Annotated in this window: 26 protein-coding genes; 8 read left to right on the top strand and 18 right to left on the bottom strand. The window is 65.3% G+C overall.

Annotated elements, in window-relative coordinates; genetic code table 11:
* Positions 1-2: 2 nt before the first annotated feature.
* Together C2862_RS06750 and C2862_RS06745 are read right to left on the bottom strand one after the other, a co-directional pair.
* Positions 3-1,187 carry a cation:proton antiporter gene (locus C2862_RS06750; RefSeq protein ID WP_136219336.1) on the bottom strand — a complete coding sequence of 395 codons (1,185 nt, stop codon included), beginning with the start codon at positions 1,185-1,187 and terminating at the stop codon, positions 3-5.
* 215 nt (positions 1,188-1,402) lie between these two features.
* Entirely contained in the window at positions 1,403-2,794 is a 1,392-nt protein-coding gene (locus tag C2862_RS06745) for a metallophosphoesterase (protein WP_229467316.1), read from the bottom strand.
* A gap of 136 nt (positions 2,795-2,930) precedes the next feature.
* On the opposite strand from C2862_RS06745, the gene C2862_RS06740 reads away from it, so the two are divergent.
* Positions 2,931-3,692 carry a ZIP family metal transporter gene (locus tag C2862_RS06740; RefSeq protein WP_136219335.1) on the top strand — a complete coding sequence of 254 codons (762 nt, stop codon included), beginning with the start codon at positions 2,931-2,933 and terminating at the stop codon, positions 3,690-3,692.
* Positions 3,693-3,696: 4 nt separating this feature from the next.
* Here the strand turns inward: C2862_RS06740 and C2862_RS06735 are convergent, their stop codons facing one another.
* The gene (locus C2862_RS06735; RefSeq protein WP_136219334.1) at positions 3,697-4,335 is read right to left on the bottom strand and encodes a hypothetical protein; all 639 of its coding nucleotides are present in this window, start codon (positions 4,333-4,335) and stop codon (positions 3,697-3,699) included.
* Between the two features lie 143 nt (positions 4,336-4,478).
* On the opposite strand from C2862_RS06735, the gene C2862_RS06730 reads away from it, so the two are divergent.
* The 3 genes from C2862_RS06730 (at position 4,479) to C2862_RS06720 (ending at position 6,162) form a co-directional block, all read left to right on the top strand.
* A complete protein-coding gene (locus C2862_RS06730) occupies positions 4,479-4,817 on the top strand; it encodes a DUF5710 domain-containing protein (protein ID WP_136219333.1) in 339 nt (112 codons plus the stop codon).
* A gap of 39 nt (positions 4,818-4,856) precedes the next feature.
* On the top strand, positions 4,857-5,480 hold the full coding sequence (locus C2862_RS06725) for an exopolysaccharide biosynthesis protein (RefSeq protein ID WP_136219332.1): 624 nt from the start codon (positions 4,857-4,859) through the stop codon (positions 5,478-5,480).
* A 157-nt stretch (positions 5,481-5,637) separates the two neighbouring features.
* The gene (locus C2862_RS06720; RefSeq protein WP_168710016.1) at positions 5,638-6,162 is read left to right on the top strand and encodes a DUF2726 domain-containing protein; all 525 of its coding nucleotides are present in this window, start codon (positions 5,638-5,640) and stop codon (positions 6,160-6,162) included.
* Between the two features lie 42 nt (positions 6,163-6,204).
* On the opposite strand, the gene C2862_RS06715 is transcribed toward C2862_RS06720, so the two are convergent.
* The 7 genes from C2862_RS06715 to cyoA are packed head-to-tail and all read right to left on the bottom strand — an operon-like array spanning position 6,205 to position 12,983.
* Entirely contained in the window at positions 6,205-6,753 is a 549-nt protein-coding gene (locus tag C2862_RS06715) for a response regulator transcription factor (protein WP_210735902.1), read from the bottom strand.
* A complete protein-coding gene (locus tag C2862_RS06710) occupies positions 6,746-8,089 on the bottom strand; it encodes an ATP-binding protein (RefSeq protein ID WP_136219330.1) in 1,344 nt (447 codons plus the stop codon). The genes C2862_RS06715 and C2862_RS06710 overlap by 8 nt, the downstream gene beginning before the upstream one ends.
* Positions 8,090-8,113: 24 nt before the next feature.
* Positions 8,114-8,920 (bottom strand): SURF1 family protein, encoded by an 807-nt coding sequence (locus C2862_RS06705; RefSeq protein WP_229467315.1) that lies wholly within the window; start codon positions 8,918-8,920, stop codon positions 8,114-8,116.
* Positions 8,917-9,342, bottom strand: coding sequence for a cytochrome o ubiquinol oxidase subunit IV (gene cyoD / locus C2862_RS06700; protein ID WP_136219329.1), 426 nt, complete (start codon positions 9,340-9,342; stop codon positions 8,917-8,919). Before cyoD ends, C2862_RS06705 begins: the two co-directional genes overlap by 4 nt.
* Complete coding sequence (gene cyoC, locus C2862_RS06695) at positions 9,339-9,974, bottom strand: cytochrome o ubiquinol oxidase subunit III (RefSeq protein WP_136219328.1); 636 nt, start codon at positions 9,972-9,974, stop codon at positions 9,339-9,341. Before cyoC ends, cyoD begins: the two co-directional genes overlap by 4 nt.
* Complete coding sequence (gene cyoB / locus C2862_RS06690) at positions 9,967-11,970, bottom strand: cytochrome o ubiquinol oxidase subunit I (RefSeq protein ID WP_136219327.1); 2,004 nt, start codon at positions 11,968-11,970, stop codon at positions 9,967-9,969. Before cyoB ends, cyoC begins: the two co-directional genes overlap by 8 nt.
* Before the next feature lie 2 nt (positions 11,971-11,972).
* On the bottom strand, positions 11,973-12,983 hold the full coding sequence (cyoA, locus tag C2862_RS06685; RefSeq protein ID WP_136219326.1) for a ubiquinol oxidase subunit II: 1,011 nt from the start codon (positions 12,981-12,983) through the stop codon (positions 11,973-11,975).
* Between the two features lie 142 nt (positions 12,984-13,125).
* Here cyoA and C2862_RS06680 point away from each other — a divergent pair, with 142 nt between their 5' ends.
* The gene (locus C2862_RS06680; RefSeq protein ID WP_136219325.1) at positions 13,126-14,469 is read left to right on the top strand and encodes an MFS transporter; all 1,344 of its coding nucleotides are present in this window, start codon (positions 13,126-13,128) and stop codon (positions 14,467-14,469) included.
* A gap of 110 nt (positions 14,470-14,579) precedes the next feature.
* Positions 14,580-15,218 (top strand): dienelactone hydrolase family protein, encoded by a 639-nt coding sequence (locus tag C2862_RS06675; protein WP_136219324.1) that lies wholly within the window; start codon positions 14,580-14,582, stop codon positions 15,216-15,218.
* Positions 15,219-15,400: 182 nt separating this feature from the next.
* On the opposite strand, the gene C2862_RS06670 is transcribed toward C2862_RS06675, so the two are convergent.
* Complete coding sequence (locus C2862_RS06670; protein ID WP_136219323.1) at positions 15,401-16,309, bottom strand: ZIP family metal transporter; 909 nt, start codon at positions 16,307-16,309, stop codon at positions 15,401-15,403.
* A 129-nt stretch (positions 16,310-16,438) separates the two neighbouring features.
* Positions 16,439-17,347: a manganese catalase family protein gene (locus tag C2862_RS06665; RefSeq protein WP_136219322.1), complete on the bottom strand. Its 909-nt coding sequence runs from the start codon at positions 17,345-17,347 to the stop codon at positions 16,439-16,441.
* Between the two features lie 353 nt (positions 17,348-17,700).
* Between C2862_RS06665 and C2862_RS06660 the strand changes: the two genes are divergently transcribed.
* On the top strand, positions 17,701-18,336 hold the full coding sequence (locus C2862_RS06660) for a hemerythrin domain-containing protein (RefSeq protein WP_136219321.1): 636 nt from the start codon (positions 17,701-17,703) through the stop codon (positions 18,334-18,336).
* 134 nt (positions 18,337-18,470) lie between these two features.
* Here the strand turns inward: C2862_RS06660 and C2862_RS06655 are convergent, their stop codons facing one another.
* The 6 genes from C2862_RS06655 to C2862_RS06630 form a co-directional block, all read right to left on the bottom strand.
* Positions 18,471-19,208 (bottom strand): LrgB family protein, encoded by a 738-nt coding sequence (locus C2862_RS06655; protein WP_136219320.1) that lies wholly within the window; start codon positions 19,206-19,208, stop codon positions 18,471-18,473.
* Positions 19,201-19,551 carry a CidA/LrgA family protein gene (locus C2862_RS06650; protein ID WP_136219319.1) on the bottom strand — a complete coding sequence of 117 codons (351 nt, stop codon included), beginning with the start codon at positions 19,549-19,551 and terminating at the stop codon, positions 19,201-19,203. The genes C2862_RS06655 and C2862_RS06650 overlap by 8 nt, the downstream gene beginning before the upstream one ends.
* Before the next feature lie 51 nt (positions 19,552-19,602).
* Positions 19,603-20,691 (bottom strand): 4-hydroxyphenylpyruvate dioxygenase, encoded by a 1,089-nt coding sequence (hppD, locus tag C2862_RS06645; RefSeq protein ID WP_136219318.1) that lies wholly within the window; start codon positions 20,689-20,691, stop codon positions 19,603-19,605.
* Positions 20,692-20,882: 191 nt separating this feature from the next.
* Complete coding sequence (locus C2862_RS06640; RefSeq protein ID WP_136219317.1) at positions 20,883-21,566, bottom strand: SCO family protein; 684 nt, start codon at positions 21,564-21,566, stop codon at positions 20,883-20,885.
* The gene (locus C2862_RS06635) at positions 21,563-22,888 is read right to left on the bottom strand and encodes a selenium-binding protein SBP56-related protein (RefSeq protein WP_136219316.1); all 1,326 of its coding nucleotides are present in this window, start codon (positions 22,886-22,888) and stop codon (positions 21,563-21,565) included. The genes C2862_RS06640 and C2862_RS06635 overlap by 4 nt, the downstream gene beginning before the upstream one ends.
* A gap of 94 nt (positions 22,889-22,982) precedes the next feature.
* On the bottom strand, positions 22,983-23,888 hold the full coding sequence (locus C2862_RS06630; protein ID WP_136219315.1) for a LysR family transcriptional regulator: 906 nt from the start codon (positions 23,886-23,888) through the stop codon (positions 22,983-22,985).
* Positions 23,889-23,997: 109 nt separating this feature from the next.
* Between C2862_RS06630 and hmgA the strand changes: the two genes are divergently transcribed.
* Complete coding sequence (gene hmgA, locus C2862_RS06625; RefSeq protein ID WP_136219314.1) at positions 23,998-25,308, top strand: homogentisate 1,2-dioxygenase; 1,311 nt, start codon at positions 23,998-24,000, stop codon at positions 25,306-25,308.
* The last annotated feature ends 1 nt before the right edge of the window (position 25,309 follow it).

Below are 25,309 nucleotides of genomic sequence, written 5' to 3'. Positions count from 1 at the left end.
CTTCACGCCTCCTTGATGTGACGGGTTTCATGGGCCCAGACGACGGCGCGCTGGGTGAGCACCGGGCCGAGCACGTCCAGCAGCAGCATCACGGCCGCCAGCGGCGCCAGGCTGTCGAACAGGTCGACGCCGATCCAGCGCGTCTGCTCCATCAGCAGGATCGCGAACACGGAAATCGGCGTCAGGGCCAGGCCCGACAAGGCGCCCTTGCGCGCCGAGATGCCGGACACGCGTGCGAATGCGGTACAGACGCCGACCTTGACCAGGCCGCGCACCAGTACCAGTAGCACGCCGAGCAGGATGCCGCCGCCCAGGTGCTCGACCTCGACCTTGGTTGCCACAAAAAAGAACATCAACACCGCCAGCAGGTCGCCCAGCACGCCGAAGTTGCGTTGCGCCGGCGCCAGCGCGATGCGGCGATGGCGCGCGACCAGGCCGAAGGTCAGGGCCGCGAGCACCGGCGAGAACTGCAGCACGTGGGTGACGGCCACCAGCAAGACCACGGCCAGCGCGAACGCCAGCGTGGCGTCACGGGCAGCGTCGATCAGGCGCAGCCAGAGCGGCACCAGGGCGCCGAACAGCGCGCCCAGCACGCTCGATGCGAACAGCACCAGCAGGCTGCTGCCGGCCGCGTGCGGCAGGTCGCCGGAAGTCTGGAACACGCCGATCCCGACCACGACGTTGAAGGTGAACACGGCCATCACGCAATTCAGCGCGGTCAGGTGCATGGCGCGCTCGGTGACCTGGCCGGCGGCGCCCTGCTCGTTCAGCACGCGCAGCAGGCCGGCGGGCGAACTCGACATCGCCAGCGAACTGGTGAGCGCAGCCGGCAGGGCTTCCATGCCGCAGGCGGTGGCCACCCAGTACACGGCGGCGAAGGTCAGTGCGGCTTCGGCAAGCGAGGTGGCGACGATCCAGGGGTTATTGCGCAGCCAGCGCAGGTTGATGCGGTAGCCCAGCTCGAACAGGATCAGGCCGAAGCCCAGGTTCGCCAGCAGCATGAAGTTCTTCGATTCGGAGGGCGGCAGGTAGCCGGCCGCGAGGTTGCCGAACACGAAGCCGGCGACGCCGTACACGGCGATGCGCGGCAGCGCGGTCCAGCGGAAAATCAGTTCGCCTGCCATCCAGGACAGGGCGATGGCCAGCGGCCAGGCAAGTTGCAAGCCGAGATCGGCGTAGTCGGGCATAAGGAATCCTCCTCGAGGGCGGGAGAACTGCTGCGCACCGGGCGGTGCACGTCCCGCGAAAAAACGGCCCCCGGAAGGCTCCGGGGGCACAAAAAGAAACGCAAGAGCGCCTCATCGCTGATCGAGAGCCCAGCCTGGCGGCCTCGCCCTCAACCCGGCTATATTGCCTGAGATATATATTAATGGCAACTACATTCGTGCCAATGTCATTACATTTAATGAACTTGGGCAAGCTCGCAGCGCGATTTCCGGCCCTCGACCAGGCAGCGATTGCGCTCGCGGCCGTCACGGTCGTGGACCAGCACGCGCCAGCTATCGGGCCCGGTACGCTCCATGCTCATGAAGCCGAAACCGTCGATCCAGGAGCTCATGTGTTCGACGATGGCGCCCGGGGCCGGCGTCTGGCCCGTCGGCGGCGTCGCAGGCAGCGGCACGATGTCCTCCGCCGTGCCGGAAAAGCCCGAGACGAACTGGGTCGGATGGGTGCTGGCGAAACTGAGCTGCTCCCACAGGTGCACGTGGCCCGATAGCAGCATGCCGAAGGAGCGCGGCAGGTAGCCCGGATCGGCGTCGCCGAAGGCGTCGAGCAGGCCCTTGTCGCCGCCGAACAGCCTGATCTCCTGCGTATTCTTGTCGCGCTCGGCGCCGAAGGCGAACAGCGGGTGATGATCGACGCCGATGTTGTAGCGTGCCTGTGCGGCCAGGCGTGCGATCTTGCGCTGGCTGTCGGCATAGGCCGCGCGGCGCGGGTCGGACGTCGGCAGGCCCTTGTAGCTGGTGTTGGCCGTGTCAAACACGACCAGCTGGGCGCCGCCGCCGAGCGGCACGGCATACGGTTCGCTGTGCTCGCCGATGGCATCGTTGGCGGGCGCATCGCAGTCGCGCCCAGGCTGGTAAGGCCGCGGGTCGAGCCAGCGCCACCAGCCCTGCCCCGCGCGGCTGCAGTTCTCGTGGTTGCCGCGCGCCAGGACCCAGGGCGCGGCCGCGAACAGCTTCTTCGCCGGCGTGAAGAAGTCGGCGGCCCAGGCATCGTAACCGTAGCCATAGGGGCTGCCGGCACAACCCGCGCGGCCGGCCGGGCACGGATCTTCGCGGTAGTGGTAGTCGCCGACGTGGATCACCAGGTCGGGCTGGAAGGCCGCGGCGCCGGCGGCCACGCGCGCGAACGGAAAGGCCTGGGTATCGTTACAGTCCTGGAATTCCTTGCCTTTCAGGCGGCAGCCGGTGTCGCCGATGACGACGATGCGTTTTGGCGCCGCCTTCGGCACCGGAAGCGCGATACCGGCCACGCTGGCGGTGACGGCGCCCGCGGCGATCGGCGCCTCGCAGGCCAGCATCGCGCTCGACGGCGGCATGTGCGCCTGGCCGGGGCGCGCGGGAATCGCCGACTTCGGCACCCGTACGCGCATCGGCATGGCGCGGTTGTCGACCATCAACGGTGGACAGGCCGGCGCCGCGGTGATCAGGCGCGCCGTGGCCGCGCCATCTTCGCCGATCACGACGAAGGCGACGTCGTCAGGACCGGGGTCGAGCACCAGGCTCGAACAGGCCGCGAGCAGGAAGGCGGGGACGAGCAGGCCGATGCGGGCCAATGAGGGTGAAATCATGTGCTGCTCCGTGCAAAACCGGCAATGTAGCACAGCCATGTAGCACAGCCCTATGCCGGGCCGCCTGCAAGCTGCTTCATGCGAACGCGGCCGTTTCGCGCATCGGCGTAACATTTTGGCAAAAGGAGGCGAATCGATGGAACACATACCCGTATGGCTGCAGGCGGGATTCTGGGGCCTGGTGGCGGGCGCGGCCCTGCTGGTCGGCGCCGCGGTCGGTTACCGCTTCAAGGTGCCTGCGCGCCTGGTGGCGGCGGTGATGGCGTTCGGCAGCGGCGTGCTGATCTCGGCGCTCTCGTTCGAACTGATGGACGAGGCCTTCCGCACCGGCGGCTTTCCCGCCACGGCGCTCGGCTTCCTGGGCGGCGCCGCGGTGTACACGCTGGCCAACTGGTGGCTGGCCCATGGCGGCGCGCGCCATCGCAAGCGCTCGGGCTGCCAGCCGAGCGAGGCCGAGCACGGCGGCAGCGGCATAGCGATCGCCGTCGGCGCCCTGCTCGACGGGATTCCGGAATCGATCGTGATCGGCCTGTCGATGCTCGGCGGCGGCAAGGTCAGCATGGTGGCGGTGACCGCGATCTTTCTTTCGAACGTGCCGGAGGGCCTGTCGAGCGCGGCGGGAATGAAGAAGGCGGGCCGCAGCCCGCGCTACATCTTCGGCATCTGGGGCGGGATTGCGCTGGCCTCGGGCCTGGCGGCGCTGGCCGGCTTCACGCTCTTCGAAGGCGTGTCCAAGGCCATGGTGGCGGCGACGACGGCGACGGCCGCCGGCGCGATCCTGGCCATGCTGGCCGACACCATGATTCCCGAAGCATTCGAAGAAGCCCACGATTTCGCGGGCCTGATCACGGTGGCGGGCTTCCTGGCCGCCTTTGCGCTCAGCAAGATGGGCGGTTGAGGGTTCAGTTGCGTGGAAAGTCCGGACGGAAGGTCTTGGCTGGCGGCGTGCACTGCTCGACGGCGCGCGGCTTGTCGTCGTCACGGCTGCTGGTGACGTAGCAGTCGTCGAATACCGAGCAATAGCAGGCCGACCATTCAATGTCGTTCATCTGCCTGTGCAGCGCGAGCAAGGCGGGGTTCGGCGTGGACGTTTCGCTCCAGTCGAACATCTGCACCATCGCGCCAGGCCGGATCAGCGAACCGGCAATGCCGCCGCGCGCATCGACGCCCCTGGCCTCGCCGGGGCCTGCCGAGCAGCACTTGTCCAGCAGCTCAGTCAGGTTGGCTACCGGCTGCCCCTTGAAGTTGAACTGCACCCACTCGATCCTTGCCGGTCCGACGCCATTGTTTTCCAGCATGTAGCGCACGCGACGCCCGACCTTGTTGGCCTCGCCGTCCTTGTATTCGGTCGAGGTCGAGCGCATCAGTTCGACGTACGGATAGCTGTTCGAGGCCACCAGTTTTTCCATCGAGTGCGCAGAATGCAGGCCCAGCCAGAGCGAGACCAGCGATACGACACCGGCCGCAATGCCCAGGCCAAGGTCGAGCCAGCGGACGCCCGTCTTGTGCGGGTGATGATGGTGATGGCTTTCGTGTTCCACAGCGAGTCCCCAAATAATGTTGTTCAAAAATAATATTATAGCAATTGAACAAGATTCAGGAATCCCATTTTGGCCCCGCCGCGCCTGCGCCATCCCGTACAATACCGGGCGCCGCACTGCCGCGGCTCAGTCGAGAGAACACCATGATTTTCCTGAAGGTCCCTTACGCCGAAAAAGACGAAGCCAAGGCCCTGGGCGCCCGCTGGAACCCGACCCGCAAATGCTGGTACGTCCCGGACGGCAAGGACAAGGAGCCCTTCGCCCGCTGGATCGCCGGCGGCGCGGACGCCGGCGCGGATGCCGCGAAGGCGCCCTCCTCGCGCGACGCCTTCGGCGCCAAGCCGGTGATCGGCGCGAAGTACGTCGAACTGCCGCACGCCTGCAATCCCTTCGAGGAATGCGCCGAGTGCCGGCCGAAGCTGATCGAGAGCGGCTGGCTGGAAGCGCACCAGGCCGTGCGCAAGCTCTTGGCCGGGCTCTGAGCCCACACTACACAGACACCGACACGAGGATGATCGACGATGCATGACGAACCACTTTCCCAGCGCCTGCGCTCCCTGGTCCGCGCGCTGCCACCGGGCGGCATCACCTTGAGCGAGCTGGTGCACCGTGTCGGCAGCGACGGCCTGCTGATCCTGACCGCCCTGCTGACCCTGGTCTTCCTGATCCCCGTGTCGATCCCGGGCGTCTCCACGGTCTTCGGCGCCGCCATCCTCCTGATCGGCCTGAGCCGGCTGCTGCGGCGCGAGTTGTGGATCCCGGCGCGCATCGAACACAGGCGCATCGGCACCAAGAAGCTGCGTCCCCTGCTGCGCAAGGCCCTGCCCTGGCTGCAGAAGATCGAGCGCGTCAGCCGGCCGAACCGCATCCAGTGGCTGGTGGCCGAAGGCCCGGTCGCCCACCTGAACAACGCCTCGCTGATCCTGGGCGCCATCCTGCTGATGATGCCCTTCGGCCTGATCCCCTTCAGCAATACCTTCCCGGCGATCGCCCTGCTCTTCTTCGCCATCGGCCTGCTGCAGCGCGACGGCGTCTGCGTGCTGCTCGGTCATGCAAGCAACATCGCGACCATCGCGTATTTCGCCTTGCTGATCGGCGGCGGCGGGCTGGCATTGCGCGAAGCGTTCACGCGCCTGACCGCGTAAGGCGACGGTCGGGTACACGCCGGCCATGAAGGCCGTGCACGGGCAACGAAGAGGATGACAAATCTTCAAAACAGGTCAATAATATAATTCCCTACGGAAACATTATCGGGCAGCGGCCTCCGCCGCGCGCCCGTGACCTGACGAAGATCGGATGCCCATGAAAATCCTGCTCGCCCTCGTACTGTTCGCCTTCCTTGCATTTATCTTCGTCGCTGCTCTGGCAAACGGCGCAAAAGGCAAAAGCCGGGCCGGGGCTTACCGCCGCCGCAAACTCATGACCGATAACGAACTCGAATTCTTCGGCCGGCTGGTGGCGGCGCTTCCCGACCATTACATCTTTCCGCAGGTGGCCATGCCGGCGCTGATCGAGGCGGCCAGCAGCGACAGGAAGCTCGCCCACGGCGATCGCTTGCGGATCGCCCAGCAATGTGTCGATTATGTGGTCTGTACCCATGCGGGCGAGGTGGTGGCGGTCGTCGAGCTGGACGACCGCACCCATTCCAGAGCGAAGGATCAGTTGCGCGATTCGCGCCTCGAGCAGGCCGGCATTCGCACGGTACGCTTCCAGTCGCGCAGCAAGCCGACCCCGGCGGCGATCCGCGTCACGGTATGCGGACCGGCGCCTGTCGCCGAGCAGCCGAAGCCGGCGGTCGAAGCCGCCGCCGAGTCGGCCATCGTCTGATCCGGCAGGCGGCCCTACGCGGGCCGTCCTACGCGGGCCGCCCTACTTCACCCGCTGCTTTTCCAGTTTCCGCGCCAGCGTCCTGCGGTGCATCCCCAACCTGCGCGCCGCCTCCGAGATATTGAAATCCGTCTCCGCCAGCACGGCGTGGATATGTTCCCACTCCAGCGTCTTGATCGAGGTCGAGCGGTTGGTGACCTCGATGTCGGCGTTGCCGGCGACATGGCCGAAGGCGGCCTCGATGTCGTCGGTGTTCGAGGGCTTGGCCAGGTACTGGCAGGCGCCCAGCTTGATCGCCTCCACCGCGGTGCCGATGCTGGCGAAGCCTGTCAGGACCACGATCAGCATCTCGGGATCGTGCGCGTGCAGCAGCTGGACGCAATTCAGGCCCGAGGAATTGCCCTTCAGTTTCAGGTCGACCACCGCGTAGCCGGGATCGTGCTCCTTGAGGATCTCGGCCGCCTCTTCGTAGCCGGGTGCGTGCAGCACCCGGTAGCCGCGCCGCTCGAAGGAGCGGCCCAGGGTGCGGGCAAAGGCCTCGTCGTCCTCGACGATCAGGAGGACGGGGGTGTCGGTCACGATCTCAGGCATGTTCGCCCTCCCCGCTCAGCGCGATCGAGGCCAACGGAATCGTCAGCGTGACGGCGGCGCCGCCCTCTTCCCGGTTGCGGGCAGCCACCGCGCCGCCCAGCGTGCGCGCGACGTTCACGACCAGGAACAGGCCGACGCCGGCACCGGCCCGGTTCTTGGTCGACTGGTAGGGCTTGCCGAACTGGGCCAGCATGGCGGGCGCAAAACCCGGTCCTTTGTCGAGCACGACCAGGCGCAGGGTGTCGTCCTCAACGCTCGCTTCCAGCCTGACCCAATCGGGCGAGGCCTCGAAGGCGTTGTCGAGCAGGTTGTCGATGGTCTGCTTCAGGGCGGAGTCGAAGGCGACCGGGATGTCCTCGACGATGCGGTTCTCGTATTCGAGGGCCGCCACCTGGCGCCGCTCTTCCCATTCTTCCAGCAGCCCGTCGAGGAAGGTGTGCAGGGTCGTGCGCACGGCCGATTCGCCGCGCGCGCTGCCGGCCGAGAGCAGGATGCCGCTGACGATGGCCTTGCAGCGTTTCAGCTGGGTCTGCATCTCGGCGATTTCCTCGGCCAGCGACGGGTTGTCGCGGAACTCGGGCATGCGCTTCCAGTCGCCCAGGATCACGGACAGGGTCGCCAAGGGCGTGCCCAGCTCGTGGGCCGCGCCCGAGGCCAGCAGGCCCATGCGCACGATATGGTCTTCCTCGGCGGCACGCTGGCGCAGGTCGGCCAGCTGCGCCGCTTTTGCGCGCAGGGTAACGCTGATGCGGGAGATGAAAATCACCAGCAGCGCGGCGTTGATCGCGAAGCACAGCAGCATGCCCTGCACGTAGATGCTGGCGATGCCGCGCGCGTGGTCGAACGGGAGCGCCAAAGGCTGGGCGAACACGGCCAGCAAGGCCAGGCAGACCAGGGTGACGACGACGATGGTCCAGGTCGACCAGGCTTCCAGCAGCACGGCCGAGATAATAATCTGCAACAGGTACAGGAAGGCGAAGGGATTGGTGGTGCCGCCCGACAGATACAGCTGGACCGTCAGCGTGGCGACGTCCACCAGCAGGGCCATGAACAGCTCGCTGTTGGCGACCGGCCGGCGCTCGTGCCAGCGCAGGTGGCTGGCGATGTTGAAGGCGATCAGGCAGGCCAGCACCTGCAGCATGTGCACCAGCGGCAGGTTGATGTCGAAGACCAGGATCGCGGCGGCAATCGTCGTGACCTGGCCGATGACGGCGATCCAGCGCAGCTCGATGAGCTGCAGCATGTTCTTGTGGCCGGCGGCGTATTCGACATTCGCCTCGGCGCTCGATGCGATCGAGGGACTTATTTTTGTGAGTAGATCAAGCTTTACTGCCATTGTTCCCCGCTTTGGCGGTTTCCTTCACGTTGCCGGTTTCTTCACGCTGCCCGAACGCGCAACGTACCACCACGCGCCGGCAACCATCAAGGCAAGAGCATACCAAGTGATGGCATACACGAGGTGATTGTTTTGGAAGGAAATGACGGTCAGGCCGCCGACCGGGTGTTCCGGGGCGCCGGCCGGGTCCTGCCCGCGGGCAGCATCGACGAAGAACGGGGCGACATTGCCCAGGCCGCGCGCGGCGGCAATGCCGGCCACGTCGCGCGAGAACCAGCGGTTGTTGGCAGGATCGTTCTCGCGCAGGAAGCCGCCGCCGGGTTCGGCAAGGCGCAGTAGGCCGGTGAGTGCGTGCGCCGGGCCCGACACGGCCGCGCAGGGATTGCCGTTGGCGCGGCGAGCAGGATAGGTGCCGGGCCGGTTGTCGGCGGCGGGAATGAATCCGCGGTTGACCAGGACGATGTGGCCGTCCTGCGTGCACAGCGGCGTCACGAGCCAGTAGCCGGCCCCGAGTTCGGAGACCGCCTGGACAGGCGTCGAGTATTCGTAGAGGAAGTGTCCGGCCAGACTGACGTGCCGGTATTCGTCGGATTCTTTTGAAACCTGCGGCCAGCGCGCCGCATCGGGCAGCGCGCCTGGAGCCGCATGAACGCGCGTGTTCACGCGTTCGATCAGGGCCAGTTTCCATTGCAGGCGTTGCACCTGCCAGGTCCCCAGCCCCGCAAACAGCACGATCAGGAGAGTCGCCAGCACCGCCAATACGACTTTGGCGGCGCCACCCTTGCGCCCCATTGCAGGGGCACTCTCGTCCGGACCGCGCCGGTCCATCATTGCATGTCGTGGTTGCCGTGGCCGGTCACGGCCGCCGCATCACCCATGCCTGGCATCATGTTGGCGTTCATGTGGTACATGACCCAGATCGAACCGCCGAGCACGATGACCAGCAGGATGATGGTCAGGATCAGGGCCATCATGTTCCAGCCGCCTTCCGACTTCGAATTCAAGTGCAGGAAGTAAATCATGTGCACGACCAGCTGGACTGCCGCGAAGCCCATGATGACGAAACGCGTCATCGCCGGATCGAGGACATTGCCCATGACCAGCCAGAACGGGATCACGGTCAGGATCACGGCCAGCACGAAGCCGGTCGTGTAGTCCTTCAGGCTGTAGTGCACGCCCGGTTCATCGCCATGGGTATGGCCGTGCAGGGCGTCATGAGCGTCATGCGGGTGGTGAATGCTGTGGTCGCTCATGGCATGGTTCCCATCAGGTAGACAAAGGTGAAGACGAAGATCCAGACGACGTCCAGGAAGTGCCAGAACAGCGACAGGCACGACAGGCGGCGCATGTTTTCCGGCGTGATGCCATGCTTCGGCAGCTGGAACATCAGCGTGACCAGCCAGACGGTACCGAACAGCACGTGCAGGCCGTGGGTGCCGACCAGCGAGAAGAATGCGGTCAGGAAGCCGCTGCGCGACGGGCCGGCGCCTTCGTGGATCAGGTGGTAGAACTCGTAGATCTCGAGCGCCAGGAAGCAGGCGCCCAGGATGCCGGTGACGGCCAGCCAGAGCTGGGTCTTGGCCAGGTTCTTCGCCTGCGCCGAGATCATCGCGAAGCCGAAGGTGATCGACGACACCAGCAGGAAGGCCGTGTTGATGGCCACCAGCTTGAGGTCGAACAGTTCGGCGCCCGACGGACCGCCGGCGTAGTTGCGGCCCAGGACGGCATAGGTCGCGAACAGGCTGGCGAAGATGAGGCAGTCGCTCATCAGGTAGATCCAGAAACCGAGCAGCGTGCCCTGTTCCGGATGGTGCTCGCGCACGTGGTAGCGCGAGCCGGTGTCGGCGCCGGCGGCGCCGTTCAAGGTTGCGGTGTTATTAGACATGAGCTTCCAGCAATTTAGTACGTGCGTTCTCGGTACGGGTCACTTCTTCCGCCGGGATGTAGTAGTCACGCTTGTAGTTGAACGTATGGACAATGATCGCCACCATCATCGCGAAGAACGCGAGGCCGGTCAGCAGCCACATGTGCCAGATGATCGCGAAACCCACCACCATCGACAGCGCGGCGATCACGAAACCAGCCCAGGTGTTCTTCGGCATGTGGATCGCGACGAAGTCGTTCAGCGGACGCTTCCAGCCGTTCTTCTTCATGTCGGCGAAGGTGTCGTTGTCGTGCACCACCGGCGTGAAGGCGAAGTTGTAGTCAGGCGGCGGCGACGAGGTCGCCCACTCCAGGGTACGGCCGTCCCACGGGTCGCCGGTGACGTCGCGCAGCTTGTTGCGGTCTTTCCAGGTCATGAAGAACTGCATCAGCATGGCGCCGATACCGCCCGCAATCATGAGGGTACCGATGAAGGAGATCAGGAACAGCGGCTGCAGTTCCGGGTCTTCGAAGTGGCTCATGCGGCGGGTCACGCCCATGAAGCCCAGGATGTACGGCGGGGTGAAGGCGACCCAGAAGCCGATCGACCACAGCCAGAACGAGACCTTGCCCCAGAACTGGTTCAGCTTGACGCCGAAGGCTTTCGGGAACCAGTAGTTGATGCCGGCGAACAGGCCGAACAGCACGCCGCCGATGATGACGTTGTGGAAGTGGGCGATCAGGAACAGCGAATTGTGCAGCACGAAGTCGGCCGCCGGGATGGCCAGCATCACGCCGGTCATGCCGCCGACGGTGAAGGTCAGCATGAACGAGACGGTCCACATCATCGGCAGCTCGAAGCGGATACGGCCCTTGTACATCGTGAACAGCCAGTTGAAGATCTTCGCCCCGGTCGGGATCGAGATGATCATCGTGGTAATGCCGAAGAACGCGTTGACGCTCGCGCCGGAACCCATGGTGAAGAAGTGGTGCAGCCAAACAAGGTACGACAACACCATAATCACGACGGTCGCATAGACCATGGAGGTATAGCCGAACAGGCGCTTGCCGCAGAAGGTCGAGACGACTTCCGAGAAGATGCCGAAGGCCGGCAGGATCAGGATGTAGACCTCCGGGTGGCCCCAGATCCAGATCAGGTTCACGTACATCATGGCGTTGCCGCCCTTGTCGTTCGTGAAGAAGTTGGTGTCGAACAGGCGGTCCATGCCCAGCATGGCCAGCACGGCGGTCAGGACCGGGAAGGACATCACGATCAGGATGTTGGTGCACAGCGAGGTCCAGGTGAAGACCGGCATCTTCATCAGGTCCATGCCCGGTGCGCGCATCTTGACGATGGTGACGATCAGGTTGACCCCTGAGAGCAATGTGCCGACACCCGCAATCTGCAATGACCATATGTAATAGTCGACGCCGACACCCGGACTTGCCAGGATGCCCGACAGCGGCGGGAAGGCCAGCCAGCCGGTACGCGCGAATTCGCCGACGAACAGCGAAGCCATGACCAGCACGGCGCCCATGGCCGTCATCCAGAACGAGAAGTTGTTCAGGAACGGGAAGGCAACGTCACGTGCGCCGATCTGCAGCGGCACGACGTAGTTCATCAGGCCGGTCACGAAAGGCATCGCCACGAAGAAGATCATGATCACGCCGTGGGCGGTGAAGACCTGGTCGTAGTGGTGCGGCGGCAGGAAGCCGGCGTTCTCGCCGAAGGAGATGGCCTGCTGGGCGCGCATCATGAGCGCGTCGGCAAAGCCGCGCAGGAACATCACGAGGCCCAGGATCATGTACATGATGCCGATTTTCTTGTGGTCGATACTGGTGATCCAGTCGTTCCACAGGGTGCCCCACAGGCGGAAGTAGGAGATGAGGCCCAGCAGGGCAGCACCACCGACCAGCACGCCCGCGAAGGTAGCGATCAGGATCGGCTCGTGGAACGGAATCGCGTCCCAGCTGAGCCGTCCGAAGATAAGCTTCGTCAAGTCAAATGAGTCTTGCATGTTTACTTCTTCACAGGATTGGTAGGGGTTTCGCAGACTTCGGCGTCGGTATTCGCTGCGACGCGTTTTGCGTCTTGCGGCACCTGCTTCAGGGCGATGTCATTGCGCACGCGCTGGGCGTCATGGGCCATCTGGTGGCTCATGCAGACCGAGCCTTCGGCCACGCAGCGGTTCACGACCGACAGGAACAGGTTCGGCGCCACGTTGCCGTAGTACTTGACCGGTTCCTTTTCCGACGGCTTTTCCAGCGCCAGGTAGTCGTTGCGGCCCAGGGTCTGGCCGCTGGCCTTGACCTTGGCGACCCAGGCGTCGAACTCGGCCTGGCTGGTGCCGTGGTAGGCGAACTTCATGTGCGAGAAACCGTCGCCGCTGAAGTGCGAGGACTGGCCCTTGTAGGCGCCGGCCTTGTTGATCACCGCGTTCAGCTGGGTTTCCATGCCCGGCATCGTGTAGATCATGCCTGCCAGGGTCGGGATGTAGAACGCGTTCATCACGGTCGACGAGGTCAGCTTGAAGCGGACCGGCGTATCGACCGGGGTCACGAGTTCGTTGACCGTGGCGATGCCCTGCTCCGGATAGATGAACAGCCATTTCCAGTCCAGCGACACGACCTGCACTTCCAGCACCTTGGTGCCGGCAGCCACCGGGCGCTTCTCGTCGAGGCGCTCCAGAGGGCGGTAAGGGTCGAGCTTGTGGGTGCTGATCCAGGTGATCAGGCCCAGCGCGATGATGATCAGGAGCGGCGCGCCCCAGATGACCAGCTCGAGCTTGGTCGAGTGATCCCAGTCCGGCTCGTACTTGGCGTTCGCGCTTTTGCGGTACTTCCAGGCGAAGAGGACGGTCAGGATCATCACTGGAATGATGATGATTAACATGAGCAGGACCGAGACCGTGATCAGGTCGGCCTGTTGCTTGGCGATATCACCGGTAGGGTTCATCACGACCGTATTGCAGCCGGACAGCAGCGCAATCAGCAGTAATGACAGCCCGGGACGGACAATTTTAGGAATCATGCTAGGTATCTAACGTTACATGGGAATGAGAACATGCTACTGTACTGCCATCGGCCTTCGTTGCACATTGGACGTTTTGTCCCACCCTTGCCCAGGCCAAGGGACTTCTTGAAGGCCGCGGACCTACCTGGAGACGAAGAATATGCAAAGCACGAATACCTACGGCGGCGCAGGAGCCGCTCCCGTAACTGCCCCGCATAGCGGGGCGCGCAACATCAACGCCCGGGATAGCCACATTTCGCCGGGCGACATTGCTGTCGGCGTGGTCATCGGCCGCGCTTCCGAGTATTTCGACTTCTTCGTCTATGCGATCGCATCGGTGCTCGTCTTTCCCGCGATCTTTTTCCCGTTCGCGGACCGACTCGAGGGCACACTCTACTCCTTTACGATTTTTGCGTTCGCCTTCATCGCGCGCCCCATCGGCACCGTTGTCTTCATGGCAATCCAGCAGCGCTTCAGCAGGGAAATCAAGCTGACCATCGCGCTCTTCCTCATGGGTACCGCGACCGTGGTGATTTCCTTCCTGCCGACCTATGACAAGATCGGCAGCACCGCCATCGTCCTGCTGGCCCTGATGCGCATTGCCCAGGGCGTGGCCCAGGGCGGCTCCTGGGACGGCCTGCCCTCGCTGCTGGCCCTGAATGCTCCCCAGCACAAGCGCGGATGGTACGCGATGCTCGGTCAATTGAGCGCACCGTTAGGATTCCTGATCGCCGCCGGCCTGTTTGCCTACATGCTGGACAATCTGCAAAACGACGACTTCCTGACCTGGGGCTGGCGTTTCCCCTTCTTCGTCGCCTTCGCGATCAACGTGGTTGCCCTCTTTGCCCGCCTGCGCCTGGTCTCGACCACCGAGTATACGCACCTGCTCGATGCCCACGAACTCGATCCGGCCCCGGTTGGCGAACTGGTGCGCAGCCAGGGTACCAACATCGTCATCGGCGCCCTCGCCGCCCTGGCCAGCTACGCCCTGTTCCACCTGGTGACCGTGTTCCCGCTGTCCTGGATGCAGCTGTATGACACCCGTCCGATCAGCGGCTTCCTGTATATCCAGATGTGGGGCGCCGCCGTGGCCGCCGTCTGCATCCTGGTGTCGGGCCTGGTGGCCGACAAGGTCGGCCGCCGTACCACGCTCGGCACCCTGGCGGCGCTGATCGCGATCTTCTCGGCCTTCGTGCCGATGCTGATCGACGGCGGCGAATCCGGCCAGAACACCTTCATCCTGATCGGTTTCGGCCTGCTGGGCCTGTCCTACGGCCAGGCAGCCGGCGCCGTGACCTCCAACTTCGAATCGCGCTTCCGCTACACCGGCGCCGCGCTGACGAGCGACCTGGCCTGGCTGGTGGGCGCCGCTTTTGCCCCGCTGGTCGCGCTCGGCCTGTCGGCCAACTTCGGCCTCGGCTACGTCAGCCTCTACCTGCTGTCGGGCGCGGTCGGCTCGCTGGCGGCGCTGTCGCTGAACCGCAAGCTGGAGATCCGCGACTAAACGGTTCGCAGGGCGCGCGGCGCCCTGCCCCGTCCGAATCCGGCCGGACCGCGTGTCCGCCCGGATTTTTCTTTTTGGGGCGGGGTCTAAAAGATTTTCCGGAGGCCGCCATGACACGCAAGCTGTTGAGTTCCATCGTGGCCGGCGCCGCCACGATGGAAGGCATGCTCGAACTGCCGGCCGCGCCGATCGGCGTCGTCCTCTTCGCCCACGGTAGCGGCAGCAGCCGCTTCAGCCCGCGCAACAACCAGGTGGCAGCCGCACTGCGCGATGCCGGCATGGCCACCCTGCTGCTGGACCTGCTCACGCCCGAGGAAGACGCCACGTACCGGAACCGCTTCGATATCGAGGTGCTCGCGGCGCGCCTGCATGCCGCCGCCACCTGGCTCGGGACCGAGCCGCTCACGGCACCCCTGCCGCTGGGCTTGTTCGGCGCCAGTACCGGGGCCGCCGCGGCGCTGCGGGTCGCGGCCGACAGCGGAACGGGGATTGCCGCCGTCGTCTCGCGCGGCGGGCGGCCTGACCTGGCCGGCGCGGCGCTCGGGCAAGTCATAGCGCCGACCTTGCTGATCGTGGGTGGGGAGGATGGCGTGGTGGTCGACCTGAACCGGCAGGCGCTGGCGGCGCTGGGCGGGCCGAAGGAGCTCAAGGTGGTGTCGGGCGCGACGCATCTGTTCGAGGAGCCGGGGGCGCTGGAGCAGGTGGCGCAACTGGCGACGAACTGGTTCGTGCACCATTTCGACGTGTGAAACCTGAAAAGCGGCCTAACGTAGGGCGGGCATGCCCGCGTTACGTGCGCCGGCTCGCACCTGCTGCCGCGCTTCGTCGAGCGCCTTTGCATGAACTCCCACGGCATCGGAACGATGCGGTGGCACCGGCGAGGCGTCGCATGGCGGATACGTGCGTCACGCGGGCATGCCCGCCCTACCGGTCATGCCAGCGCCGTATCCAGCACCGTCATCAGGATGAACCCGAAAATCAACGCGATCGTCGCCGACGTCCCGTTGCCGTTCTCGCGCATCTCGGGAATCACGTCGTTGACGATCACGAACAGCATCGCTCCGCCCGCCGCCGCCAGGGCGACCGGCAGCATGCCGGCGGCGATGCCGATCAGGGCCACGCCGAAGGCGGCGGCGATCGGTTCGATCACACCGGACAGCACGCCCAGGCCGACCGACACGAGCCGGCTGTAGCCGACCGTGCGCAGGGCCAGGGCCACCACCAGGCCTTCCGGCACGTCCTGGATCGAGACGCCGGTCATCAGGGAATGGGCTTTTTCGATGTCGATGCCGGCGTAGGCGACGCCGATCGCCAGGCCTTCGGGCATGTTGTGCAGGGCGACCGCGGTGACGAACAGCCAGGCGCGGCGCAGCGAGCTGCCGTGGACGTCGCTGCTCAGGACCTGGGCCGGCTCGGTCGCACGGCTCATCAGGAGGATGGCGCCGGCACCGCCCATGATGCCGACGCCGGCCAGCAGGCTCGCTTCCCACGGGCCGGCGCCCGAGGAGCGGGCCGCGGCCAGCGCCGGGATCACCAGCGAGAAGGCGGTGGCGCCCAGCATCACGCCGGCGCCGAAGCCGAGGAAGCCGTCGTAGGTACGCTTCGAGAAATTCTGTGAAAACAGGACGGGCAAGGTGCCCAGGGCGGTGGCCGCGGCCGCCGTCGAGCCGCCCAGCAGGGCGGCATGCATCTTCGGATTTGCGCTCAGCAATTGCTGCACCAGGCTGCCGAGCATGAGGAAGCCGCCGATCGAGAAGATCAGCAAGCCGATCAGGCGCCTGAGCGTCAACGCGCGCCCCAGGGCGCCCGTCCAGCGCAATTTATGTATATCCAGGTTCATCCACGTTCCTCTTATCCGGCCGGTGCCGAACGGGCGCTACCCTGCTTCGAGAGCAGGGTAGCAAAATCCCGACCGGACAGGGCGCGCGCGAGGGAATCGGGGTCCCGTGCGCACGCCCTCTCCTGCTCCTTATGGCTTGCTGACAGCCGAGGCGCCCTTCGGCGTCGAGGGATCCAGGCCCAGCTCGGCGCCGGTCTGCGGGTCCTTGCTTGGATCCGACAGGGTACGCGCCTGCATCTGCTTGAGCACCGTGATGTCGTCAGCGGGCAGCTTCACTTCCGCCTCGCCCGAGCCGCCGTCGACCGCCATCTGCTTCTCGCGGTCGGTGACGAAATCCCACTTCTCGCCCTGGTTCCATGGGCCGCGCATTTCGCCCGGACCCTGGGACATGTTGAAGTAGACGCTGGAGAAGCGCGGGTCGACCGGCATTTTGCCCGGCGGGAAGTTCGACTCCATCGAATACAAGGCCTTCTCGAAGGACTTCTGGTGCGCCACTTCGCGCGTCATCAGGAAGCCCAGCGCCTCCTTCACGCCCGGATCGTCGGTCAGCGCGATCAGGCGCTCGTAGACGATCTTGGCGCGCGCCTCGGCGGCGATGTTGGAGCGCAGGTCGGCGGTCGGCTCGGTGATCGAATCGATATAGGCGGCGGTCCAGGGCACGCCGGCCGAATTCACCAGCGGCGTGCCGCCGCCGTACAGCACCTGGGTGATGTGGCTGTCGTTACCGGCGCCGGTGATCTTGCGGTACATCTCGGCTTCGGTGTCGGCCGCCTCGGCCAGCTGGCCCTTGGCGCCCTTGTTCAGCATGGCGACGATGTGGCCGATGACCTCGAGGTGGCTCAGCTCCTCGGTCGCGATGTCGAACAGCATGTCCTTGCGGCCTGGATCGTCTTCCGATACGGCCTGGGTGAAGTAGCGCATGGCCGCGGCCAGCTCGCCCTGGGGTCCGCCGAATTGCTCCAGCATCAGGTTGGCGAGTCCAGGGTTCGGTGCCGCGACGCGGACGGTGTATTGCAGGCGTTTGTTATGTGCAAACATTCCAGCTCCTCCGATAGATGAAAACTAAGTGAGCACGCGAGTGCGTGCCTCACCTTCTCAAAACGGCTGCGCGGTTTTGCTCCGTCAGTCGAACGTGGGTTCATCTTGGCAGGCGTGGAGTTGACAAGTAATCAGTAGGCTCGCCGTGCCCTTGTAGGATATCGGTGACAAACAGTATATCTTTTCCATTGGGAACCTTGTGTTATCCGGTGCGGCAGAGCAACTACTTTCGGTTACGAAATAATCGGGAACACGCGCGGCATTTGCCGACATGGCCTTGCGTCGCACTCCTACGCGGAACGCTCGGCGGTCGGCATACGATCTTATTCATTAGTCAATTCGGAGGATCCACCATGTTTTCCATGAACCAGCTGAGCCCGACTATCACCGACATGATCCGTTTCGATCATTCGCACGTGATGGTGACATTCCACCAGTACACGAAAGACAAGTCGCCGAGCGTCAAGAAAGCATTGGCCGATACCATCTGCACCGCCCTCGAGATCCACGCCACGCTGGAAGAAGAAGTGTTTTATCCGGTGATGCGCCAGCTCGACAAGGGCGAGCCCTTCGTGCACAAGGCGGAGCCCGAGCACAACGACATGCGCCGCCTGATCGCCGAGCTGCGCCGTACGAGCGCCTCGGACCCACGCCACGACAAGGTTCTGCTGGAACTGATGCGCGACGTGATCCACCACGTGGCCGACGAGGAAACCACCCTGTTGCCGCAAGCCGAGACCCTGATGAGCAAGGCGCGCCTGTCCGAACTCGGCTCGCAGATGACCAAGCGCCGCATGGAACTGGTGGCGCCGAAGGCAGGCAAGCTGGCCAAGAGCCATGCGGTCGGCTTCTCGGGCAGCACCACGGCAATGGTGGTCGGGGGCCTCTCCGCCCTGCTGGCCCTGCGCACCCTGGTCAAGAAACCGGGCGGCGCCTCCAGCAATACCCACACCTGGGCTAACGCCAACTCGACCCCGCACGCGAGCTGAACCGCGCGCTTCAAGCCTGCGCCTGCCGGCGCAGAGCGCCTAACGAAAGCGCTAGGGCAAGGCGCAGCGCCGAAGACAGTACGAGGGTACGGCGAGGCGCTGCAACGCAGCCATGGCGCTTTTGTTAGGCGCTCTCAGCCCAGCAGGCGCAGCATGAGCGGCACCAGCCAGGGAGCGAGCACGGCCGTCATGATGCCGTTCAGCCCCATCCCCAAGCCGGCGAACGCGCCCATCTCGGCGCTGACCTGGAAGGCGCGCGCCGTGCCGATCCCGTGCGCGGCCACGCCCAAGGCGAAGCCGCGCGCCGCGTGCGATTCGATCTTCATCGCATTGAACAGGAAGCGCGCCGTCACGGCGCCGAAAATCCCCGTACTGATCACCAGCACGGCGGTCAGCGCCGGTACCCCTCTTAAACCTTCCGAGACCGCCATCGCGATCGGCGTGGTGGCCGACTTCGGCCCGACGGTGCGCGCCAGCTCCTCCGACCCTCCCAGCAGCAGCACCACGCTGACTGCCGAGACGATGGCCGTCACGCAGCCGGTGAACAGCGCGCCCAGCAGCGGCAGGAAGGCGCGCCGCATGCGCGGCAAGGCGCGGGCCAGCGGCACCGCCAGTGCGACGGTTGCCGGCCCGAGCAGGAAATGCACGAACTGGGCGCCGGCGAAGTAGCGCTGGTAGGACATGCCGCTGACCAGCAAGGCGACGCTGACCAGGGCGATCGCGATCGCCACCGGATTGGCGAGCGGCGAGTACTTGCAGCGGGCATAGATGCCCTGGGCCACGACATAGGCGCACAGGGTGATGGTCAGCCCCAGCAGGGGCGAGGCCGACAGGTAGACCCAGAAACTGCTGAGCTGGGCGAAATCAGGCATCGCCCTCTCCTTCCGGCTTTATCCCCTTGAGGACCAGGGCCGTGAGGGCCAGGGTCAACAGCGTGCTGACGACGAGCGAGGCAAGGATCGCCAGCCAGTGTCCGCTGCCGCTGCCCGCAGTGGCGACGATGCCGACGCCGGCCGGGACGAACAGCAGGGACAGGTGGCGCAGCAACTCGTTGGCAGCCGCCTCGATGCGGGTTTGCAGCGCGGGCCAGAGCAGGAGCGAAATGAAGAGGAGGATCATGCCGGCCACCGGGCCGGGCACGGGCAGGCCGAGCAGGAAGACGATGCCTTCGCCGAGGCATTGGAACAGGAGCAGGATGGCGAAGGCGGGGAGCAAGTGTTTTCCGTATCTATTGACGCGGCGGCAATATGCCACCGCCGCGCCACATTACGCGACTTCTGCGGTCTTGCCGATGGCGCCGCGCTTGACCTGGTCGCGCTCGATCGACTCGAACAGGGCTTTGAAGTTGCCTTCGCCGAAGCCATCGTCGCCCTTGCGCTGGATAAACTCGAAGAAGACCGGACCGAGTTGGGCTTCGCCGAAGATCTGCAGCAGCAGGCGTGGTTTGCCGTCGACGACGTTACCGTCCAGCAGCAGGCCGCGGGCCTGCAGTTCGGCCGGGTTTTCGCCGTGGCCGGGAATGCGGCCGTCCAGCATCTCGTAATAGGTCGCAGGTGGCGCGCTCATCAGCGGGACGCCGGCGGCGCGCAGGCCGTCCACGGTCGTGATCAGGTCGTCGGTGAGCAGGGCGATGTGCTGGATGCCTTCGCCGTTGAACTGCATCAGGAATTCCTCGATCTGGCCGCCGCCAGCCTTGCCTTCCTCATTTAACGGAATCCGGATCTTGCCGTCCGGCGCCGTCATCGCCTTCGAGGTCAGGCCGGTGTACTCGCCCTTGATGTCGAAGTAGCGGATTTCGCGGAAATTGAAGAGTTTTTCGTAGAAGCCGGCCCAGAAAGCCATGCGGCCGCGGTAGACGTTGTGGGTCAGGTGGTCGATGATCTTCAGGCCGTGGCCGACCGGGTGGCGCTCGGCGCCTTCGATGAACTCGAAATCGATGTCATAGATCGACTTGCCCTCTTCGAAACGGTCGATCAGGTAGAGCGGCGCGCCGCCGATACCCTTGATCGCCGGCAGGCGCAGTTCCATCGGGCCGGTCGGGATGTCGACGGCTTGCGCGCCCAGTTCCAGCGCGCGCTTGTAGGCCTTGTGCGAATCCTTGACGCGGAAGGCCATGCCGCAGGCCGATGGGCCGTGCTCGGCGGCGAAATAGGCGGCGTAGCTCTTCGGTTCGTTGTTGACGATGAAATTGATCTCGCCCTGGCGGTAGAGCACCACATCCTTCGAGCGGTGCACCGCGACCTTGGTAAAGCCCAGCGCCTCGAAAATCGGCTCGAGCACGCCCGGCGTCGGCGATGCGAATTCGACAAATTCGAAGCCCATCAGGCCCATTGGATTCTCAAACAGGTCAGCCATGTTGTTTCCTTATCTGGTGCATATGATCTCCTCCAGCCGGCGCGCGCCTCGTGAGCGCGCTTCCTGGCGGAACCGTGCGCGACGACCGAAATGATACGCCAGCCAGGCCTCCGGCCGGCGCGGTGATGTCGAATCGTCATGCTCGCGGCGGAGCATACCCGAGGCCGGGCATGGCGGGAAGCGGAGATTTTTCAGCGCCGCCGTGCTTGAAGTGGCGCTTGGGCCCGTTCCTGCAGCAGGGTTTGTATGTCGTTGAGCAACACCGCCGGGTGCAGCCACGAGGTCGAATAGATCTCGCGCACCGTGCCGCCGGGGTCGATCAGGTAGACCTTCAGCATGTGGCTCAGCACGGGGATGCGCCGGCCCGCCGGCTGGGCTGCGGCCACCGAGACGTCCTGCCCGAAGCCATCCAGCAGCGGCGCCAGTTCGCGGCCGTTGCGGGTGGTGAGGAAACGCCATTCCAGGGGACCGCCGGCGCGCGCCTCCTGCCCGCCATAGCTGCGCATCGCCACCGGGGTGTCGTACTCCGGGTCGAAGCTCATGCTGACGAAACGGATCTTGCCCTGCAGCGCGGGCGTACGTTCGACCGTTTGCTTCAGGCTGTGCAGGGTGGCGTAGGCCAGCGGGCAGCCCTTGGGGTCGCTGCAATAGGTGTAGATGAAGGAAAACAGGGTGATTTTGCCGGTCGTTAATTCCGACAGGCGGTGCAGCCGCCCGTCGCTGTCGAGCACGTTGCCGTCGGGCGCACGCAGGATGCGCTCGAGCCGGTAGCTGCCCGGCGCGGGCGGCACGTAGGCGAGCGCAGGCACGGCGGGTTCCTGCGCCGCGCCCGCACCGGCGGCCAGGGCCAGCGCAAGAGCGGCCGCGCGCCTCACCGTCCTGCCACCCGGGCCGGGTCGGCCGTCCAGGCCGTCCGCTGGCCGGTCTGGGCGCCAAACTTCATGTGGTGCGGGCGCCCCAGCTTGAGCTGGGTGAAGTCCACCCTCCACTGCTCGTTCAGGGCCTTGCCGTCCCAGGCAAACAGCTTGACGAACTGTTCGTTCTCGCGGCCGGCCTTGTCCCAGTTGGCCAGCAGCGAGGAGCTGACGTAGACGCGCTTGCCGTCCCAGCTCTGCGAGATCATGTTGACCTGCGCTCCGGTCTTTTTCTCATAGGTCTGGCGCGGCGCTTCCGGGTTGCTGATGTCGAAGTAGCGGGTGGTGCCGTCCATGAAGGTATTCACCCAGAGCCCCTTGCCGTCGGCGCGCATCGAGATGTCGACCGGCAGCGGGGTCTTGGCCGGATCGCCGATGGTGGCGACGTCCTTCGCCTGCCACTGGCCCTTGGCGTCCTTCTTCACCAGCCACAGCTTGGAGGTGAGCGCGGTCGCGGTGAGCGCCCAGTCGTCGCCCTCCTTCAGCGACCAGCGGATCTCGAGCGGGGCGCCCGGCACGCTCAGCACCTGCTCCGGCTGCATCGCCTTCAGGTTCCACACCACCATGGTGTTGCCGAACTGTTTCATCGCGCCCGCGTCCTTGATCAGGGTGCCGAGCGGCGTCATGTAGTTTTTCTTGCCGGTGAAGCTGGAACTCAGGATCACGTTGCGGGCGGGATTCACGGCCAGGTCGTAGCCGTAGCCGTCCGCGCCCTTCATCGCCGAGGCCGCCGGCATCGCGTATTTCTGGATGAACTCGCCCTTGTTGTTGTACAGGGCCATCCCGGTCGCACCGCCGCCGTCCTTGGTATTCGACAGCGCGCCGATCAGCATGCGGCCCGGCAGCGCGTAGAAGGTATGCGGCCCAACCAGGCCGGAACGTTTTTCGAAGTCGGCGATCGTATTCACCAGGCGCGGCTTGGCCGGATCGCTGTGGATGTCGAAGACGTAGATCTTGCTGTCGTCCAGGCCACCGGCCCACAGGAAGCGGCGGTCGTCGGTGAAGCCGGCGTGGTGGGCTTCGCCCCGTCCACCGACCGAGACCTGGGCCACCACCTTGCCGAAGGTCTTCGATTTCGGATTGGCGTCGAGGGTGACCAGCTTGTCCGAGCCGTCACCCATGCCGGGCACGCCTAGCGTCCACACATAGACGTAGTCTTCCTGGCCCTTGATCAGGTTGGAGAGATAGGGCGAGTTGCAGGTCTCGTCGGCCAGGGCGGGCGGCACGAGCCAGCCGAGGGCAAAAGCGGCAAGCACCGCACGGGTGAGTCGGTTCAGCTGCATGATGGTCTCCTGTCTGGCCAAACCATCAGGATCGCTGTCCGTGCGTAATACGGTTTGCGCTGGATCAAATCCAGCGGTCGAACCGAACTCGAGCCTATTGCGCGAAGGTCTCCGCCACCACGGCGCGCAGCCACTGGTTGCCCGGGTCCTGGTTGTAGCGCCGGTGCCAGAACATATTCGTCTGCAGCTGCGGGAGGTTCAGGGGCGGCGTGATCCAGGCCAGGCCGAAGGGGGGACCTGCGCGTTCGGCCAGCTTCTGCGGCACCGTCACCACCAGTTCGCTGCTGCCGATGATGTAGGGCACGGCCGTGAAATGCGGCACCCGGAAGCGCGTCGAGGCGCCGATGCCGGCCTTTTCCAGCAGCTGGTTGATGCGGTCGTAGGGACTTTCGCTGGAGTCGACGAACAGGTGTTCGGCGGCGGCGAAGCGCGCCAGGTCGACCTTCCCGCTTGTCAGCGGATGGCCGCGCCGCACCATGCTGACATAGGGCTGGCGAAACAGCAGGCGCTGGTACAGGGCTTCGGAGATGTCCTCGAAGGGGCCGATGGCGAGGTCGACGCGGCCGCTTTCCATCTCTTCCTTCAGGGCGATGCTGCCCGCCCGGCGCGAGCTGAGCTGCACGTGCGGCGCCAGCGCGCGGCAGCGTTCGATCAGGGCCGGCATGAAGTGCACTTCGCCGACGTCCGTCATGGCGATCGTGAAGCGGCGCGTGCTGCTGGCGGGATCGAAGCCGCTGCGCCGGTTCAGGGCCAGCGCGACCTGGGCCAGCGCGCTGCCGACCGGTTCGGCCAGGCTCTCGGCAAAGGGCGTAGGCTGCATGCCCTGCCCGGTGCGAACGAAGAGCTCGTCACTGAACAAACGGCGCAGGCGCGCCAGCGCGTTGCTGACGGCCGACTGGCTCAGGTTCAGGCGCCGCGCGGCGCCGGAAATCTGGCGTTCGCGGTAGACCTCCTGGAACACGGCCAGCAGGTTCAAATCGACGTCATGGGGTTCGATCACGGGGCCTCCAGTATTGATTTCGTAAATAGTCTACATTCATCTATTCACGTCGTAAAATACCAACGCCTGACTTAGAGTGCAGAAAAGCGTATTTCGCCAGGAGACATGCATGACCACCCACATCGGTACACAGACCGGTTACCAATCCGGATTCGGCAACGAATTCGCCACCGAAGCCCTGCCCGGCGCCCTGCCCCAGCACCGCAATTCGCCGCAGCGCGTGGCCTACGGCCTCTACGCCGAACAGATCTCCGGCACCGCCTTCACGGCCCCGCGCGGCCACAACCGCCGCTCCTGGCTATACCGCATCCGCCCGGCGGCCATGCACGGCCCCTTCGAGCAGGTCGACAGCGGACGCATCGTCGCCAGCTTCGGAGAGAATGCGCCGCCGCCGAACCAGATGCGCTGGAGCCCGCTTCCGATGCCCGACGCGCCCACCGATTTCGTCGACGGCTGGGTGACGATGGCCGGCAACGGTTCGGCCGAGAGCATGAACGGCTGCGCGATCCACCTGTACGCGGCGAACAAGTCGATGCTTGATCGTTTCTTCTATTCGGCCGATGGCGAACTGCTGGTCGTGCCCCAGCAGGGCCGCCTCGAGATCGCCACCGAACTGGGCCTGCTTGCCGTGGAGCCGCAGGAAATCGCCGTGATCCCGCGCGGCATCCGCTTCCAGGTCCGCCTGCCCGACGGCGCAGCGCGCGGCTACATCTGCGAGAACTTCGGCGCCCTGCTGCGCCTGCCCGACCTGGGGCCGATCGGCTCGAACGGCCTGGCCAACCCGCGCGACTTCCTGACGCCGGTGGCCCGTTATGAAGACCGCGAAGGCGACTTCGAGCTGGTCGCGAAATTCTGCGGCAACTTGTGGCGCGGGCAGATCGGCCACTCGCCGCTGGACGTGGTCGCCTGGCACGGCAACTACGCGCCCTATAAATACGACCTGCGCCACTTCAACACCATCGGCTCGATCAGTTACGACCACCCGGACCCGTCGATCTTCCTGGTGCTGCAATCGCCGAGCGACACGCCCGGCGTGGACACGCTCGACTTCGTGATCTTCCCGCCGCGCTGGCTGGCCGCCGAAGACACCTTCCGCCCGCCCTGGTTCCACCGCAATGTCGCCAGCGAATTCATGGGCCTGGTGCATGGCGCCTACGACGCCAAGGCCGAGGGCTTCGTGCCCGGCGGCGCCAGCCTGCACAACTGCATGAGCGGCCACGGCCCCGACGCGGCGACCTTCGAAAAGGCGAGCGCGGCGGACACCAGCAAACCCGGCAAGGTGCCTGATACCATGGCCTTCATGTTCGAGACCCGCACCGTGCTGTGCCCGACCAAGCACGCCCTCGCTTCGCCGCAACTGCAAAGCGGCTACCACGAGTGCTGGGCCGGTATCCGCAAGAACTTCCGCCCGACCCCGTAAG

This window comes from Massilia sp. Mn16-1_5, assembly GCF_004798585.1.
Lineage (GTDB): Bacteria > Pseudomonadota > Gammaproteobacteria > Burkholderiales > Burkholderiaceae_D > Telluria.
The sequence above is the reverse complement of the archived record's forward strand: the minus strand, read 5'-3'. Positions and strand labels throughout refer to the sequence as shown.